Consider the following 13,515-nt stretch of genomic DNA (forward strand, 5'->3'; position numbering starts at 1 on the left):
GCTCACGCGCCTTCCGCGTGCCTGCCCGAGCGCTTGGCCTCGTCGCGCGGCCAGAGCACCCAGACGATCAGCGCAGCGACCGCGACAGTGAGCGCGCCAAGCACGAGCGGGTTGCCGAGCCAGACCACCACATACGCGAGTCCTGGCAGCGACAGCAGAACGAGCCGAACGGTGCGCACGGTGTAGGGCTGCGGGTCCGCGGACGCGTTGGCGTCACCCTTCAAAACCAGCTGAGCGGCATCCCCGGGCGCGGGCCGAGTGCTGACCACGCGGTGAGTGATGGGAAGCGCGCCGGGTCGATCCACCGTGACGACCTGGCCGACGCGCGCGTCTCTGGCGGGAATCTGCTGCACGACGGCGAGGGATCCGGTGGGGATCTGCGGCGACATCGACCCGGTTCGGAACATGATCAGGCTGATGTGGAACACCACGGCGAGCACGACCAGCAGGATGCATGCGGCACCGAGCACGGCAGCGACATTCAGCAGCGTGGTTCGCGTGATCGCCACGGCACGACGCGCCACGGTGGCGTCGATGGTGCCTGCGCTCATGACGACGTCTGCGGCCACACCGTGATCAGCTCGACTGGGCGGCGAACTGCCAGGTTGCCGATCCGGTCTGCCCCTGCTGGAGGCCGGAGCCGGCGGTGACGACGACGCACACCTGCACGGCCGTACCCGCGGACGTCGTCGGGCTACCCGCCGAGAGCGCGAACGTTGGCGTGCCTGGCACCGTACCGACCGCGGTTCCTGCGGGCACCAGGGTGGTGCCGGTCGCCGTTGCATTGCACGTTCCGGCCGCGGCGAGCTGCACCATGCTGTAGGTCAGATTCGTCACGGTGCCCGATGTGCCGCCCGACTGCAGGGTCACCGTCGCGTTGGCCGTGGTGCCTGCCCCCAGGCGCACCCAGTACGCCGAGTAGGTGGTCGCGCTCGGCGACAGGTTGCTCACCCCGGCGCTGAAGGCCAAGGTCGCGCCCGGAGCGGTCGGATGCGACGCGTAGGCGGATCCGTCCGTCGATCCCTCGAAGGCGAACGTGCCTGCCTGGAACGTTCCGGTCGCGAACTCCGATGCATTCCACGCCGCGAGCGTGACGGCGGCGCCGACGCCGAGAACGACGCCGCCCGCCAGAATCGCCCGGATGATGCCTTTGCGTTTGCGTGTGACGGCCATGGGCACGCCACCCCCCTGCATGCTCGATGTCCGGCCCGCCCCCGCGTTCCGCCGACCGTCCCCGTGCGGCCACTCGGAGTCAATCACGGCGGACCGAATGCCACCACCCCTCGTTGCGAGAACGAAATGTCCCCCGTGGCGACAAGGGCACCGGCGAAACGCACCGACACGGCGGCCCGGGGTTTCGATACGCGGCGCTGCGCGTCGCTACTCAACCAGCGGTGGGGGTGGCGGGGGTGGCGGGATCGTTGGATGCCCGCACCATCTCGTCGCGCGGCACCACCTTGATGCGTGGGCGGCCCTCGGCTGCGCCAAGCGCCTGCTCGAACGCGTCGAGGTTGTGCCATCCGTCGAGGTTCGTGTACTCGATGCCGCGCGCGCTCAGCAGCTCGGTCACCGACTGCTCAGACGGATCGGCGGGGGTCCACCAGTTGCCGAGGTCGTTGATGAGGTGGGAGACGGTCTCCATAGCATCCGACTTGGTGTGGCCGATGAGGCCGACGGGACCGCGCTTGATCCACCCCGTGGCGTACACGCCGTAGAACTGCGTGTTGTCCTTCGCGTGCAGCACCTGGCCCTCGTGGTTCGGGATGACACCGTGCCGCTTGTCGAACGGGATGCCGGGCAGCGGCGAGCCGAAGTATCCAACGGCACGGTACGCCGCCTGCACCGGGATCTCGCGGATCTCCCCCGTGCCGAACACGCCGCCCTGACCGTCTGGGGCGGTTCGCTCGTACCTGATCGCCGAGACGCGGCCGGTGCCGCCGTCGACGAGCTCGATCGGTCGGGCGTAGAAGTGCAGGTGCAGCCTGCGGGATGCCTGTCCCACCTCGCGCTGCCGCCACTGCTGCAGCACACGGTCGATGACGAGCACCTGCTTGTTGCCGGCGATCACCTGGCGGGCGTGCTCGTCGTAGTCGAAGTCCTCGTCGTACAGGATCATGTCCACGTCGCGCAGCTCGCCGAGCTCGCGCAGCTCGAGCGGCGTGAACTTCACGGATGTCGGTCCACGGCGCCCGAAGACGTGCACATCGGTCACTGGCGACTGCTTCAGCCCCTGGTAGACGTTGTCCGGGATCTCGGTGGGGAGCAGGTCGTCTGCGTGCTTCGCGAGGATGCGCGAGACATCCAGCGCCACGTTGCCGTTGCCGACCACGGCGACGGACTCCGCCTCGAGCGGCCAGGTGCGCGGATAGTCGGGATGCCCGTCGTACCAGCTCACGAATTCGGCGGCGCCGTACGAACCCTCGAGCTCGATGCCAGGGATGTCGAGGTCGGCATCGCGCACGGCTCCCGTCGCGAAGATCACGGCGTTGTAGTGCTGCTTGAGGTCGTCGAGCGTGATGTCGGTGCCGAAGCGCACGTTGCCGAACAGGCGGATGTCGCCGCGGTCCAGCACCTCGCGCAGCGCCGTGATGATGCCCTTGATGCGTGGGTGATCCGGCGCCACTCCGTAACGCACGAGCCCGTACGGTGCGGGCAGTTGGTCGAAGAGATCGATCGACACGTCGAACTCGCGCTCCGCTTTGAGCAGGATGTCGGCGGCATAGATGCCGGCCGGTCCCGCCCCGACGATGGCCAGGCGGAGTTTGGTCATGAAGGTTTCCCTTTCGTAGTCGGCCGCGTCGATCGCTTCAGGTGCGTCGCCGCGTCGTGGCTCATCGCTTCGCGATCCATCTCGTCGTGCAGCCGCGTGCGCCGGATGCTTGTCGGCATGAAGGGCGCTGCTTGCGTGCATGACGGCATCCGTTCCCGTCGTGGGGTCAGCTGGACCGCTCGACGATCGTATCGGCGAACCGCGTGAGCGCCCGTTTCACCGACCCTTGAGGTAATGGTGCGATCGCCTGAACCGCTTCGTGCGCCCAGCGATGTGCCTCATCCAGCGTCTCCTGGGTGACCGGATGCTCGCGCAACGCCGTGACGACCTCGCTCACGTCCTTGGTGTCTGGCGCGCCGAGCACCTCGGTGTCGAGGCGGTCGAGCAGCGCTGCGGCTCGCGCGTCACCGGTGGATGCCAGCTCCCGCAGCTTGAGCAGAGGCAGGGTCGCCACGCCTGCGCGCAGGTCGGTGCCCGGCGTCTTGCCGGTCTCCGCACCCTTGCCGGAGAGGTCGATCACGTCGTCGATCAGCTGGAAGCCCACGCCGACCTTCTCGCCGAACTCCATGACGGGCCGGATGTATTCCTCCGGGGCACCGGAGAACATGACACCCATCTGTGCGGCCGCGGCGATCAGGGACCCGGTCTTGTCGGCGAGCACGCCGATGTAGTGCTCGACCGGGTCGTCGCCCTCGTGCGGACCGATGGTCTCGTGCAGCTGGCCGAGGCACAACCGCTCGAACGTGTCCGACTGCAGCCGGATGGCGCCCTCGCCGAGACCTGCCACCAGCTGGCTCGCCCTCGCGAACAGCAGGTCACCCGTGAGCACGGCCACCGAGTTGCCCCACACGTGCTGCGCGCTCGGCACACCGCGTCTCGTCTGTGCCTCGTCCATGACGTCGTCGTGGTACAGCGAGGCCAGGTGAGTGATCTCCACGGCCTGGGCGGCGTCGATCACCTCCGACGTTGCGCCCTCCCCGAGCTGGGCGGTGATGAGCGTGAGCATCGGACGCACGCGCTTGCCGCCTGCGTTCAGCAGGTAGCGCGCCGTGACGTCGGCAAGTTCATCCGCGAACCTGACCTGCTCGCGCAGACCTTGCTCCACCAGCTCCAGTCCCGCGTCGACATCGGCGGCGAAGCGCTTGTCCTTACCAGAGGCGAAGACGCGGTCGCCGAGGCCGAGCTGGCTCGTGAGGGTGGTCTCGCGGCGTGCGAGCGGCAGCGATGGCACTATCTGCCGCCCTTCGATTCGGCGTGGGATGCCTCACCTGTTGCGCGATGGTCGGATCTCTGCGCCGAGTCGAGAGGAACGAAGCCGCGATGCAGCGCGACGATGCCGAACGTGAGGTTGCGGTAGGCGACGCGTTCGAATCCGGCGCGCCGGACCATGCCTGCCAGAGTGTGCTGATCCGGCCACTCCCTGATCGACTCCATGAGGTAGGAGTAAGCGACCGGATTGGACGACGCGAGGCGCGCGAACACCGGCATCCCGTATCGCAGGTAGGCGTAGTACGCGGCGCGGATGACGGATGCCGGCGGCCGCGAGAACTCGCACACCACGACCCTGCCCCCCGGCTTCGCAACCCGGAAGAATTCGCGCAGGGCGGCATCCGGGTCGACGATGTTGCGCAGCCCGAACGAGATGGTGACCGCATCGAAACTGTCGTCGTCGAAGGGCAGTTGCGTGGCATCCGCCTGCACGAACTCGACATTGGTGTTGCCGGCCTGGCGGCGCCGGCCGACGGCGATCATGCCTGGTGAGAAGTCTGCGGCGATGACGCGCGCGCCAGAGCGGGCGAGCGAGGCGCTGGACGTGCCGGTGCCGGCCGCGACGTCGAGCACGAACTGCCCTGGGCGGGGATCAACGGCCCGGGTGGTGGCGACGCGCCAGAGTGCGTCGATGCCGACGGTCGACATGGCGTTCATGCGATCGTATGCGGCCGAGACCTCATCGAACATCGAGGCGACGTCCGACGGCTGCTTGCTCAGGTCGGCCCTACTCACCCGGTCAAGCTTAGGGTGTGCGCGGCGATGCCGGGGGCCCGATCAGCGGGCGGAACGTCGCTTGTGGAGCGGCCGATCGCGGCAGTGTCTCTCCGGGGCGCGACGGCAACGCTCAGGGCTGCGACGTACGCTAGGGGCGTGACCGTAATCGCGACCCGAGTACAGGCGTTGACGGTCGAGACCACCCCCCTCGACGACGTCAGACACATCATTCCCTTCACGGACTCCCACGCTCCGCTTCTGTGGATGCGCAAGGGGGAAGGGATCGCCGGTGTCGGCGAAGCGCTGCGGCTCGAGTTCCGCGGCGCTGACCGCATCGCTCGGGCCTCTGCCGCATGGAAACAGCTCGCGTCGGTGTCGAGCGTGCACGACACCGTGCGCGTGCCGGGGACGGGGCTGGTCGCTTTCGGGACTTTCGCGTTCGACGACGAAAGCGCCGCGGCGAGCGTGCTCGTCGTGCCGCAGGTCGTCATCGGCAGACGGGACGGACGCTCGTGGATCACGCGCATCCGCAGCTCCGACGCTCCCGCGATGCCGCCTGTGCCGCATCCCGAGTCGTTCGGCGCCGAGTACCGGCTCACGATGATGCCCGGCAAGCTCACGCGGGAGGCGTACAAGCGCGCGGTATCCGTCGCCGTCGAGCGCATCGGCCGCGGCGACCTCGAGAAGGTCGTGCTGGCGCGCGACCTGCACACCCACCTTCCGGCCGAGTCCGACGTGCGCCGGGCGCTCGTCGAACTCGCGCTCGGCTATCCGCAGTGCTGGACATATGCCGTCGACGGCATTCTCGGTTCGAGCCCAGAGACGCTCGTGCGCGTGCATCACGGCACGATCGACGCGAGGGTGCTGGCCGGAACGAGCGGGCGTGGCAGAGACGCGGCATCCGATCACGACTCGGCAGACGAGTTGCTGCACAGCGCCAAGGATCGGGAAGAGCACGCCGTCGCGGTACGCAGCGTCATCGGCGCTCTGCGTCCACACACCTCGGCTCTGGAGGCGAGCGAAGCCCCGTTCCCGCTCAAACTGCCCAACCTCTGGCACCTGGCGACGGATGTCACGGGCACACTGAACGACGGATCCGGATCGCTCGACCTGGTGGCCGGCTTGCACCCGACGGCCGCCGTTGCCGGAACCCCGACGGATGCCGCGGTGCGGCTCATCCGCGAGCTCGAGCCCTTCGATCGCGAGCGCTACGCCGGACCGGTCGGCTGGATCGGCGCAGACGGAGACGGCGAGTGGGCGATCGCGCTGCGATGTGCCCAGGTGACCTCGAACGGTGACATCACGGCGTATGCCGGTTGCGGCATAATGGCGGACTCCGTTCCGGAGCGCGAGCTGGCCGAGACCAGCATGAAGTTCCGACCGGTCACCGAGGCGTTCCAGTAGGGGCCAACGAGAGGCTCAGAAGCCGCTCGCGCTCTGCATCGACGTCGAAGTCGGCAGGCGGCCACTCGAGGTCGAAGTCCTCGAGTACGCCGAGAAGAAGCTGCTGCACCGCCAGCCGTGCGTACCACTTGTGGTCGGCCGGCACGACGTACCACGGCGCCTCCGGCGTCGATGTTCGCTCGATCGCGCGCTGATACGCCTCCTGATAGCGCGGCCACAGTGCCCGGTCGTCGACGTCGCCAGGGTTGTACTTCCAGTACTTCTCGGGGTCGTCCAGACGTGCAAGGAGACGGCTCTTCTGCTCGTCGGCGCCGAGGTGCAGCATCACCTTCAGGATGCGTATTCCGGACTCGACCAGTTCGCTCTCGAAGTCGTTGATCGCGCCGTATCGTCGTTCGATCTCATCCTCGGGGGCGAGCGAACGCACGCTGCCGGCCAAGACATCCTCGTAGTGCGAGCGGTCGAACACACCGATGATCCCGGGCTCCGGCACCTGCTTGCGAATGCGCCAGAGAAAGTCGTGCCGCAGTTCGGCTTCTGTGGGCGGCTTGAACGCGACGTACTTCACGCCCTGGGGGTTCACAGCACCGACGACGTGGGCGACGATGCCGCCCTTGCCCGACGTGTCCATGCCCTGCAGCACGAGAAGCACCGCACGTTGCCGCCCCGCGAACAGGCGCTCCTGCAGGTCGGCGAGCTGCTCGGATGCCGCACGTAACGCCTGCTTGCCTGCCTTCGACGATCCCGTGAATCCCGGTTTGCCTCCCGTCGGGATCTTCGACAGGTCGAACCCGTCTGCCGCGAGCAACTGCACCGCGGGATCCACGATCCAGCCGCTGCGGTCGGCCTTGCGTTTGCCCGTCGACATCGTCGCCTCCCGCCTCAGCCGGTCAGCGGCACGTGAACGATGCTCGTTCCGTGCGGCGGAGCCGACAGCGCCTGGTCCAGCTCGCCGCGCGTCGCCACGCGGCGGTAGTTCCAACCATAGGCTTCGGCCAGTCGCTCCCACTCGACGCACTGCGGAGTGGTGAGCACGCGGCGCATGGCCTCGGGCGGCGCGGTCTGGGCGACCTCGAGCGAGTCGAAAATGGTTCCACCGCCGTCGTCTCCGACGACGACCTGCACCGTCGGGCGACGCTCGCCCTCACCGAACAGCAGCGCACCCGCGTCGTGCAGCAGGGCAAGGTCACCGAGAAGCACCCGCGTGGTGCCGTACGGGGCATCCGACTCGGCCTGCTGCGAGGCAAGGGCGATGCCGATGGCCGTCGAGATGGTGCCGTCGATGCCGGCGAGGCCGCGATTCGCATGCGCTCGGATCTTCTTGCCGGGCGCGAAGGCATCCAGGTCGCGGATGAGTCGCGACGCTCCCAGCACCAGCCGGTCGTGGGGCCAGGTGAACCGCCACAGCGCGTCGACGAGCATGCGCCGCGTCACTGATGCCCGCACGGCGGCGAGTTCCGACTTCGCGAAGGCGAGTCGTTGCTCGGGCGAATGCGAGCGGGCCGCCTCGATGTCGGGGGCGGCGTGGTCTGCGGTGCCGGAGGCATCCTCATCGAGGAGCGCCCGGCTGGCGAAGACCCATCGGCCGACCCAGGCGCGCGCCTCGGCGTTCGTGGGGTCGTGGTCGCGCGCGTCGACGGACGCCACGACCGTTGCGGAGCGCGCTGGGTCGTACACCTCCTCGCCCACGGGCGCGACGACCACGGTCTCGATGTCGTCTCTGTGCAGCAGGGCGGGCACCTCGCGGCTAAGCGTCGGATGTCCGAAGACGACGGCTCGCTGCACCGCGCCGCCGAACTCAGGCTCGCGCAGCAACTGCCGGTACGCGACGACGAGGTTCGGACCGAAGCGGGATCCACTGGACGGCTCCGCGATGAGGGGCCAGCCGCCCGCCCTGGCGAGTGCCTCGGCCTCGGGGCCTGCGGCGTTTCCGGCGATGACGATGGTGCGGGGCCCGGGTGCCAGGGAGAGGTGCTGGCGGGTGAGAGCTGCGGGGTGAACGACGGGAGAATCGCTGCCGATGCCGTCCCGGATGGCCTGCTCGGCGCCGGCTGCGGCCACGTGCGCGGCGAAGGAGCCGAGGTCTGGCACCGCGGCGGACAGCGGCTCGCGGAAGGCGAGATTCAGGTGAACGGGGCCGGTCTCATCCAGGGCGGCCGACCATGCCTGAGTGGCGAGGCGGGTGTAGGCATCCGTCTCGCCGGTCGCCCCCGTCGGAGCAGCAACGTCGAGCGCGCGGCGGGCTGCCGCGCCGTACATGCCGGCCTGCACCGTCGTCTGATTCGAGCGGATGCCCCTCATCTGCACCGGCCGGTCCGCGGTGAGCATCAGCATGGGGAGGTTCGAATGGTGCGCCTCGAGTACGGCCGGGAGAAGGTTGGCCGTCGCTGTACCACTCGTGGTGACGATGGCAGCAGGATGCCCGGTCTCTGCCGCGATGCCGAGCGCGAGGAATCCCGCAACGCGCTCGTCGATGCGCACGTGCAGCTCCACGGCGCCGACGCGCTCGAGCTCGGCGGCGACCAGTGCGAGCGCCTGCGAGCGCGACCCGGGTGCGAGCACGATGTGCCGCAGGCCCTCGCGCACGAGCTGGGTGAGGAGCGCGAGCGCGGCATCCGTCGCCGGATTGCCCGTGGTGGTCACAGGGGTGCGGTCGCGCCCGGGCTCCCGCGCATGCGCGGGTTCAGCCATCCCGGCGGCCGTCGGTGTCGCCGGACTTCTTCTTCGGTGCCTCGTCGAGGTCTGAAAGTTCCTTCTCGAGCCGGCGGATGCGTTCCTGCTGCCTGCGGTCGCGCTCCAGGTTCTTCAGGAACTCGGGATCGTCGTCGGGCGCGACGGGGCCTCGCCTGACGCGATCGCCGCGCCGCGGCCTGCCGATCATGAACCACAGGACGCCGCCGATGATCGCGAAGACGACCACGATCGCGACCCACGCCGCTTTGGGGACTCCCCGAACGCGTTCGCGCTCCGCCAAGGCGCAGTCCACGATCGAATAGATATAGAACAGCGCGGCGATGACTCCGATGACGAGCCAGACGCGAACCATGGGGCCATGCTAGTCCGCGCACCTCCCGGCGGACCTCGCCCGTGGCTGAGAGGTAGCGGTGCGTAGGTCCGACGCCCGGACGGCAGGTGCGTCGTCGCGGTGACCGTCTCACAGGCGCCTCACCGCGCCACTCTCCCTACACTTGAACGGTGAAACGCATACCGGCCTGGCTCACCTACACAGTGCTGCGGCTCTTGTTCATCGCCGTGCCGCTCGTGGTGCTCTTGCTGGTGCTGCCCTCTGATCTGTGGGTCATCTCAGCCGTTGCCGCGGTCGTCATCGGTTTCTGCCTGTCGTACCTGCTGCTGCGGGGCCCGCGGCAGGCCGTCTCGGATCAACTCGCCGCGGCCCGCAGGCGCGAGCGCACAGAGGCAAAGCCCACCGTCGACGACCAGGTGGAGGACGCGGCGGTCGACGCGTCCGAGCGCGCTCCGCGAAAGCCCGAGTAGGCATCCGGGGCCTTGCGGAGGGCTATGGCTGCCGGGTGGCGCTGAGTCGGCCGCTTTCGCAGTACCGCGCAACCCGTTTTCAGGACATGCCCGCCACCGTGGCGACTATGTGGACGGCGCCGAGCATGTCCTGAATACGTGCTGCGTTCTGCTGCGGCTGCGGCTAGCGCGCAGCGAATTCCGGATAGAGCACCGGGATGGGCTGCGACAGACCCGCCTTCACCTGGCGGCTCGTCTCGTCGGCGAGCACCTCGAGTTCGCCTGCCTCCAGGCCGTCGTAGATCGCGGAGATGATGTCCGCTGGGTCCTCCTTGACGACGTTAAGGCCGGCCGTCATGGGCGTGTCCGTGTAGCCGAGGTGGGCGCCGAGTACCTGCGTACCCTGCCCTCGCAGCTCGAGACGCAGCGAGTTGGTCAGCGACCAGAACGCCGCTTTCGTTGCCGCGTACGCACCGCCACGGCCGAGCCAGCTGAGCGCGGAGTGCACGTCGACGAGCGCACCCCCGCCGTTGGCGGCGAGCACGGGCGCGAAGACCTGCGCCACCTCCAGAGCGCCGAACACGTTGGTGTCGAACATGCGGCGGATGTCGTCGAGCGAGCTCCCGAGGAGAGGCCCACCTCCCCCGATCCCGGCGTTGTTGATCACGATCGTCGTGTCGCTCGCGCGCTCGGCCGCCTGGCGGATGGACGACGCCGAGGTCACGTCGAGTGGGAGGGGCACAATTCGCTCGTCGTCCCAGTTTCGCGGCGAGCGAGCCGTCGCATAAACGCGCTGGGCGCCGCGCGCGAGCGCCTGGGTGACGAACTCGATGCCGAGCCCGCCGTTCGCGCCGGTGACGAGCACTACTGCGTTGTCGAGGGATGTCATGGGTTTTCCTTTCGAAGGGGGGGTCAGGAGAGGGGGACGGGAGCGGTCGCGGAGCGGCGCCGCGTGCCCACGTTGGCCGTGACGGCGGTGGCGATCCCGAGCACGACGAGCACGACGGCCGCGAGTTCCATCGCGACGAGCAGACCGAGATTCGTCGCGATAGAGCCGAGCACGAGGGCTACAGCAGCTTGGACGAGATAGCCGACCGTGAACGCGGCCGAGATGACGGCGGCCCGGTGATGCGCAGGTGCGGTCGCGGTGATGATGCCGAGACCGCCCGCGTACATGAGGCTGTAGCCTCCGCCCGTGAGCACCGAGGCCACGAGGAACATCGGCATCGAGTGCCCGAGTCCCGAGATCACAAGGGAGCCCATCCCGGCCAGGAGCGCGACCGGACCGAGGCCGAGCGCAACGCGGGGCGGGACTCGCCGAGCTGCGATTGCCACTACACCGATCACGACGGCGGAGATCGCGATCACCGTTCCGTTCAGCAACGCGTTCGAGGACCGCAGCAGGTCGGCCGCGACTTGCGCGCCAAGGGCGAGGAACACGGATCCGACCGCGTAGGCCGTCGAGACACCGAGTGCCCCGGCGGTGAACGCAAGGCGCACCCCTGCAGGGACGCGGGGCACTCGTGGGCGCCAGGACGGGGCCTGGGCGTCCCGGACGCGTGGCAGGAACGTGGCGCAGGCACCGACCGCCAAGATCACGACGAGCAGCACCCAGAACGTGAGATGCAACGGCTGCGGTGCGTACTGCACGAGGCCGCCACCGACGACCGTGGCAAGCGCGAGGCCGGCGGCCGTGGCAGCGGTCATCGTCGAGCTTGCGCGCGGCGCTCGCTGCGGGCCACCGAACTCGATCATCGCCGCGGCTGCTGGGCCAAGTGACAGCCCGACGCCCACGCCCATGAGCGCGCGGCCGATGAGCACCTCGGGCAACCCAGTGGCCAGACCGAAGGTCAGCGTGCCGAGTGCCAGTGCCCCGAGCCCGAGCAGAATGGCGAATCGACGGCCACGACTGTCGGAGAGGTTGCCGAAGACCAGAAGCACCGGAATCAGCACGATCGGATAGATCGCGAAGATGAGCGTGCTCGTCGCCGCGCTGAGACCCCACAGCCGCTCGTACAGCGGGTACACGATCGTCGGGGCCCCGCTGGCCCACAGCGCGAGACCTGCGACGGCAGCGGCGGTCCAGAAGGAAGCGCGGGGCGAGAGCGTGGGCATGTCCACGACGCTAGCGCATCTGGATAGGAAATACCGACTCAGCTAGGATTGAGTCATGAAGTCGTTGTCTCCGGTCAACCAGCGGTGCGGCATCGCCCGTTCCCTCGACGTGCTCGGCGAGAAGTGGACGCTGCTCGTCGTGCGCGACGTACGCCTGGGCTTCACGCGATTCCGGGACATCCGCGAACGGCTCGGGATCACGCCGGACGTACTCGCCGACCGGCTCGCCAAGCTGGTGGACCTCGGCGTGCTCGAGCGGCAGGCCTATCGCGACGATGGGGCCCGCACGCGTGACGAATACGTTCTCACCGCTTCCGGCGAAGAGCTCGCGCCTGTGCTCGCAGCCCTGCAGGCGTGGGGGAATCGACACCTGCCGAACGGGATGGAGCCGGCGTCGCGTTACGTGGCGGCGGACACACGTGAACCGCTGCACATCGCCTTCGTCGATTCCAACGGCTGCGAGCGCGACCTGGACCGCATCGACGTCGAGTTGCTGCCGCTGGCCCGCTCCGCGTCCTAGATCTGCTTCAACGGGCCTGCGAGGGTTTCAGCGCAACACGCTCCGCAATGCGGCGTGCACGCCGCCGAACGCAACCACCCACCTAGCCAACCGCGGTGCGCCGCCGCTCGCGCGGCGCCCCATTGCACCAAATCTCTCGGAGCCCAAAGACCGGCGCAACCCAACCACGAGCCGTCCGCAACACGCTCCACAAGGCGGCGGCGTGTACGCCGCCGAACGCGACCACCCACCTAGCCAACCGCGGTGCGCCGCCGCTCGCGCGGCGCACAAATGATCACAGTGGCGACCAAGCGAGCGCTGCACCGAGGAAGGCGGCGTAACCCAGTGCGCTGAACGACGTCAGCTGCAGCGCGATGATGAGTTCGCGTGGCGTGCGGGCGAACAGCGTGATGACGATGGCGGGCAGCGCGGCGATGAGCGTGAAGAAGCCCAGCCATCCGAGTGTGTACAGGAGGCTGATCACGGCCAGAATCGCGAACGGCACCAACACGAAGATGGTGTAGAGCGTGCGCGACCATCCCTTGCCGACGAGCACCGCAAGCGTGCGCTTGCCCGCTTTCTTGTCCGCGTCGATGTCGCGGAGGTTGTTGACCATGAGCACGGCGCAGGCGAGCAGGCCGACGGCCACCGCTGACAGCCAAGCCACCTGCGACACGTTGAGCACCTGCACGAACATGGTGCCTGCCGTGGCGACGAGGCCGAAGAACACGAAGACGAACACCTCACCGAGGCCGTAATACCCGTAAGGATGCCTGCCTCCGGTGTAGAACCAGGCGGCGCCGATCGCGGCAGCACCGACGATGAGCAGCCACCACTGCTGCGAGGCGATCACGAGCAGAATGCCTGCGATCGCGGCGAGTGCGAAGAACACGAGCGCGACCGTGAGCACGGCGCGCGGCTTCGCCTTGCCCGACCCGGTGAGCCTGCTGGGACCGACGCGGTAGGCATCCGTTCCGCGAATGCCGTCGGAGTAGTCATTCGCGTAGTTCACGCCGATCTGCAGGCAGAGCGCGACGGCGAGGCACAGCAGGGCGCGCACCCAATGGAACACGCCTGGGTTGCTGGCATCGACCGCCGCGCCTGTGCCCACGAGCACGGGTGCGATCGCGAGCGGAAGTGTGCGCAGCCGTGCACCGCCGATCCAGTCCCGGAAGGTCGCGGGCGCGACGGCGCCCGGCCGTCCCGCCGGATGTCCGCCCTTGCGCTTCGACTTGGGCTTCGACCTGCTGCGCGCGCTGCTACTCAC

14 protein-coding genes are annotated in these 13,515 nt (G+C 68.7%); 3 read left to right on the forward strand and 11 right to left on the reverse strand.

From position 1 onward, the window contains the following. Positions 1-2: 2 nt before the first annotated feature. The 5 genes from ACO2Q7_RS13810 to ACO2Q7_RS13830 all read right to left on the reverse strand — a co-directional run bounded on the left by ACO2Q7_RS13810 (position 3) and on the right by ACO2Q7_RS13830 (position 4,774). Positions 3-551 carry a signal peptidase I gene (locus tag ACO2Q7_RS13810; protein ID WP_423356282.1) on the reverse strand — a complete coding sequence of 183 codons (549 nt, stop codon included), beginning with the start codon at positions 549-551 and terminating at the stop codon, positions 3-5. Positions 552-576: 25 nt separating this feature from the next. Then, positions 577-1,173 (reverse strand): SipW-dependent-type signal peptide-containing protein, encoded by a 597-nt coding sequence (locus ACO2Q7_RS13815; protein WP_423356283.1) that lies wholly within the window; start codon positions 1,171-1,173, stop codon positions 577-579. Positions 1,174-1,384: 211 nt separating this feature from the next. Continuing rightward, positions 1,385-2,770: an FAD-dependent oxidoreductase gene (locus ACO2Q7_RS13820; RefSeq protein WP_423356284.1), complete on the reverse strand. Its 1,386-nt coding sequence runs from the start codon at positions 2,768-2,770 to the stop codon at positions 1,385-1,387. A gap of 166 nt (positions 2,771-2,936) precedes the next feature. Beyond that, positions 2,937-4,004, reverse strand: a complete 1,068-nt coding sequence (locus tag ACO2Q7_RS13825; protein WP_423356506.1) for a polyprenyl synthetase family protein — start codon at positions 4,002-4,004, stop codon at positions 2,937-2,939. Next, positions 4,001-4,774, reverse strand: coding sequence for a class I SAM-dependent methyltransferase (locus ACO2Q7_RS13830; protein ID WP_423356285.1), 774 nt, complete (start codon positions 4,772-4,774; stop codon positions 4,001-4,003). The genes ACO2Q7_RS13825 and ACO2Q7_RS13830 overlap by 4 nt, the downstream gene beginning before the upstream one ends. Before the next feature lie 138 nt (positions 4,775-4,912). On the opposite strand from ACO2Q7_RS13830, the gene ACO2Q7_RS13835 reads away from it, so the two are divergent. Next, on the forward strand, positions 4,913-6,160 hold the full coding sequence (locus ACO2Q7_RS13835) for an isochorismate synthase (RefSeq protein WP_423356286.1): 1,248 nt from the start codon (positions 4,913-4,915) through the stop codon (positions 6,158-6,160). On the opposite strand, the gene ACO2Q7_RS13840 is transcribed toward ACO2Q7_RS13835, so the two are convergent. The 3 genes from ACO2Q7_RS13840 to ACO2Q7_RS13850 are packed head-to-tail and all read right to left on the reverse strand — an operon-like array spanning position 6,141 to position 9,206. Further along, positions 6,141-7,028, reverse strand: coding sequence for a polyphosphate kinase 2 family protein (locus ACO2Q7_RS13840; protein WP_423356287.1), 888 nt, complete (start codon positions 7,026-7,028; stop codon positions 6,141-6,143). The genes ACO2Q7_RS13835 and ACO2Q7_RS13840 overlap by 20 nt on opposite strands. Before the next feature lie 14 nt (positions 7,029-7,042). Then, a complete protein-coding gene (menD, locus tag ACO2Q7_RS13845) occupies positions 7,043-8,851 on the reverse strand; it encodes a 2-succinyl-5-enolpyruvyl-6-hydroxy-3-cyclohexene-1-carboxylic-acid synthase (RefSeq protein ID WP_423356288.1) in 1,809 nt (602 codons plus the stop codon). Further along, entirely contained in the window at positions 8,844-9,206 is a 363-nt protein-coding gene (locus ACO2Q7_RS13850; RefSeq protein WP_423356289.1) for a PLD nuclease N-terminal domain-containing protein, read from the reverse strand. The genes menD and ACO2Q7_RS13850 overlap by 8 nt, the downstream gene beginning before the upstream one ends. A gap of 149 nt (positions 9,207-9,355) precedes the next feature. Between ACO2Q7_RS13850 and ACO2Q7_RS13855 the strand changes: the two genes are divergently transcribed. After that, the gene (locus tag ACO2Q7_RS13855) at positions 9,356-9,655 is read left to right on the forward strand and encodes a DUF4229 domain-containing protein (RefSeq protein WP_423356290.1); all 300 of its coding nucleotides are present in this window, start codon (positions 9,356-9,358) and stop codon (positions 9,653-9,655) included. A gap of 163 nt (positions 9,656-9,818) precedes the next feature. Here ACO2Q7_RS13855 and ACO2Q7_RS13860 read toward each other — a convergent pair whose 3' ends face one another. Both ACO2Q7_RS13860 and ACO2Q7_RS13865 read right to left on the reverse strand, forming a co-directional pair. Continuing rightward, on the reverse strand, positions 9,819-10,523 hold the full coding sequence (locus tag ACO2Q7_RS13860) for an SDR family oxidoreductase (protein ID WP_423356291.1): 705 nt from the start codon (positions 10,521-10,523) through the stop codon (positions 9,819-9,821). Positions 10,524-10,546: 23 nt separating this feature from the next. Next, on the reverse strand, positions 10,547-11,749 hold the full coding sequence (locus ACO2Q7_RS13865; protein WP_423356292.1) for an MFS transporter: 1,203 nt from the start codon (positions 11,747-11,749) through the stop codon (positions 10,547-10,549). Between the two features lie 55 nt (positions 11,750-11,804). Here ACO2Q7_RS13865 and ACO2Q7_RS13870 point away from each other — a divergent pair, with 55 nt between their 5' ends. Further along, entirely contained in the window at positions 11,805-12,269 is a 465-nt protein-coding gene (locus ACO2Q7_RS13870) for a winged helix-turn-helix transcriptional regulator (protein ID WP_423356293.1), read from the forward strand. Positions 12,270-12,543: 274 nt separating this feature from the next. Here ACO2Q7_RS13870 and ACO2Q7_RS13875 read toward each other — a convergent pair whose 3' ends face one another. Further along, positions 12,544-13,515 carry a 1,4-dihydroxy-2-naphthoate polyprenyltransferase gene (locus ACO2Q7_RS13875; protein WP_423356294.1) on the reverse strand — a complete coding sequence of 324 codons (972 nt, stop codon included), beginning with the start codon at positions 13,513-13,515 and terminating at the stop codon, positions 12,544-12,546.

The sequence above is a fragment of the Rathayibacter sp. KR2-224 genome (assembly GCF_049446075.1).
Taxonomy (GTDB): domain Bacteria; phylum Actinomycetota; class Actinomycetes; order Actinomycetales; family Microbacteriaceae; genus Humibacter.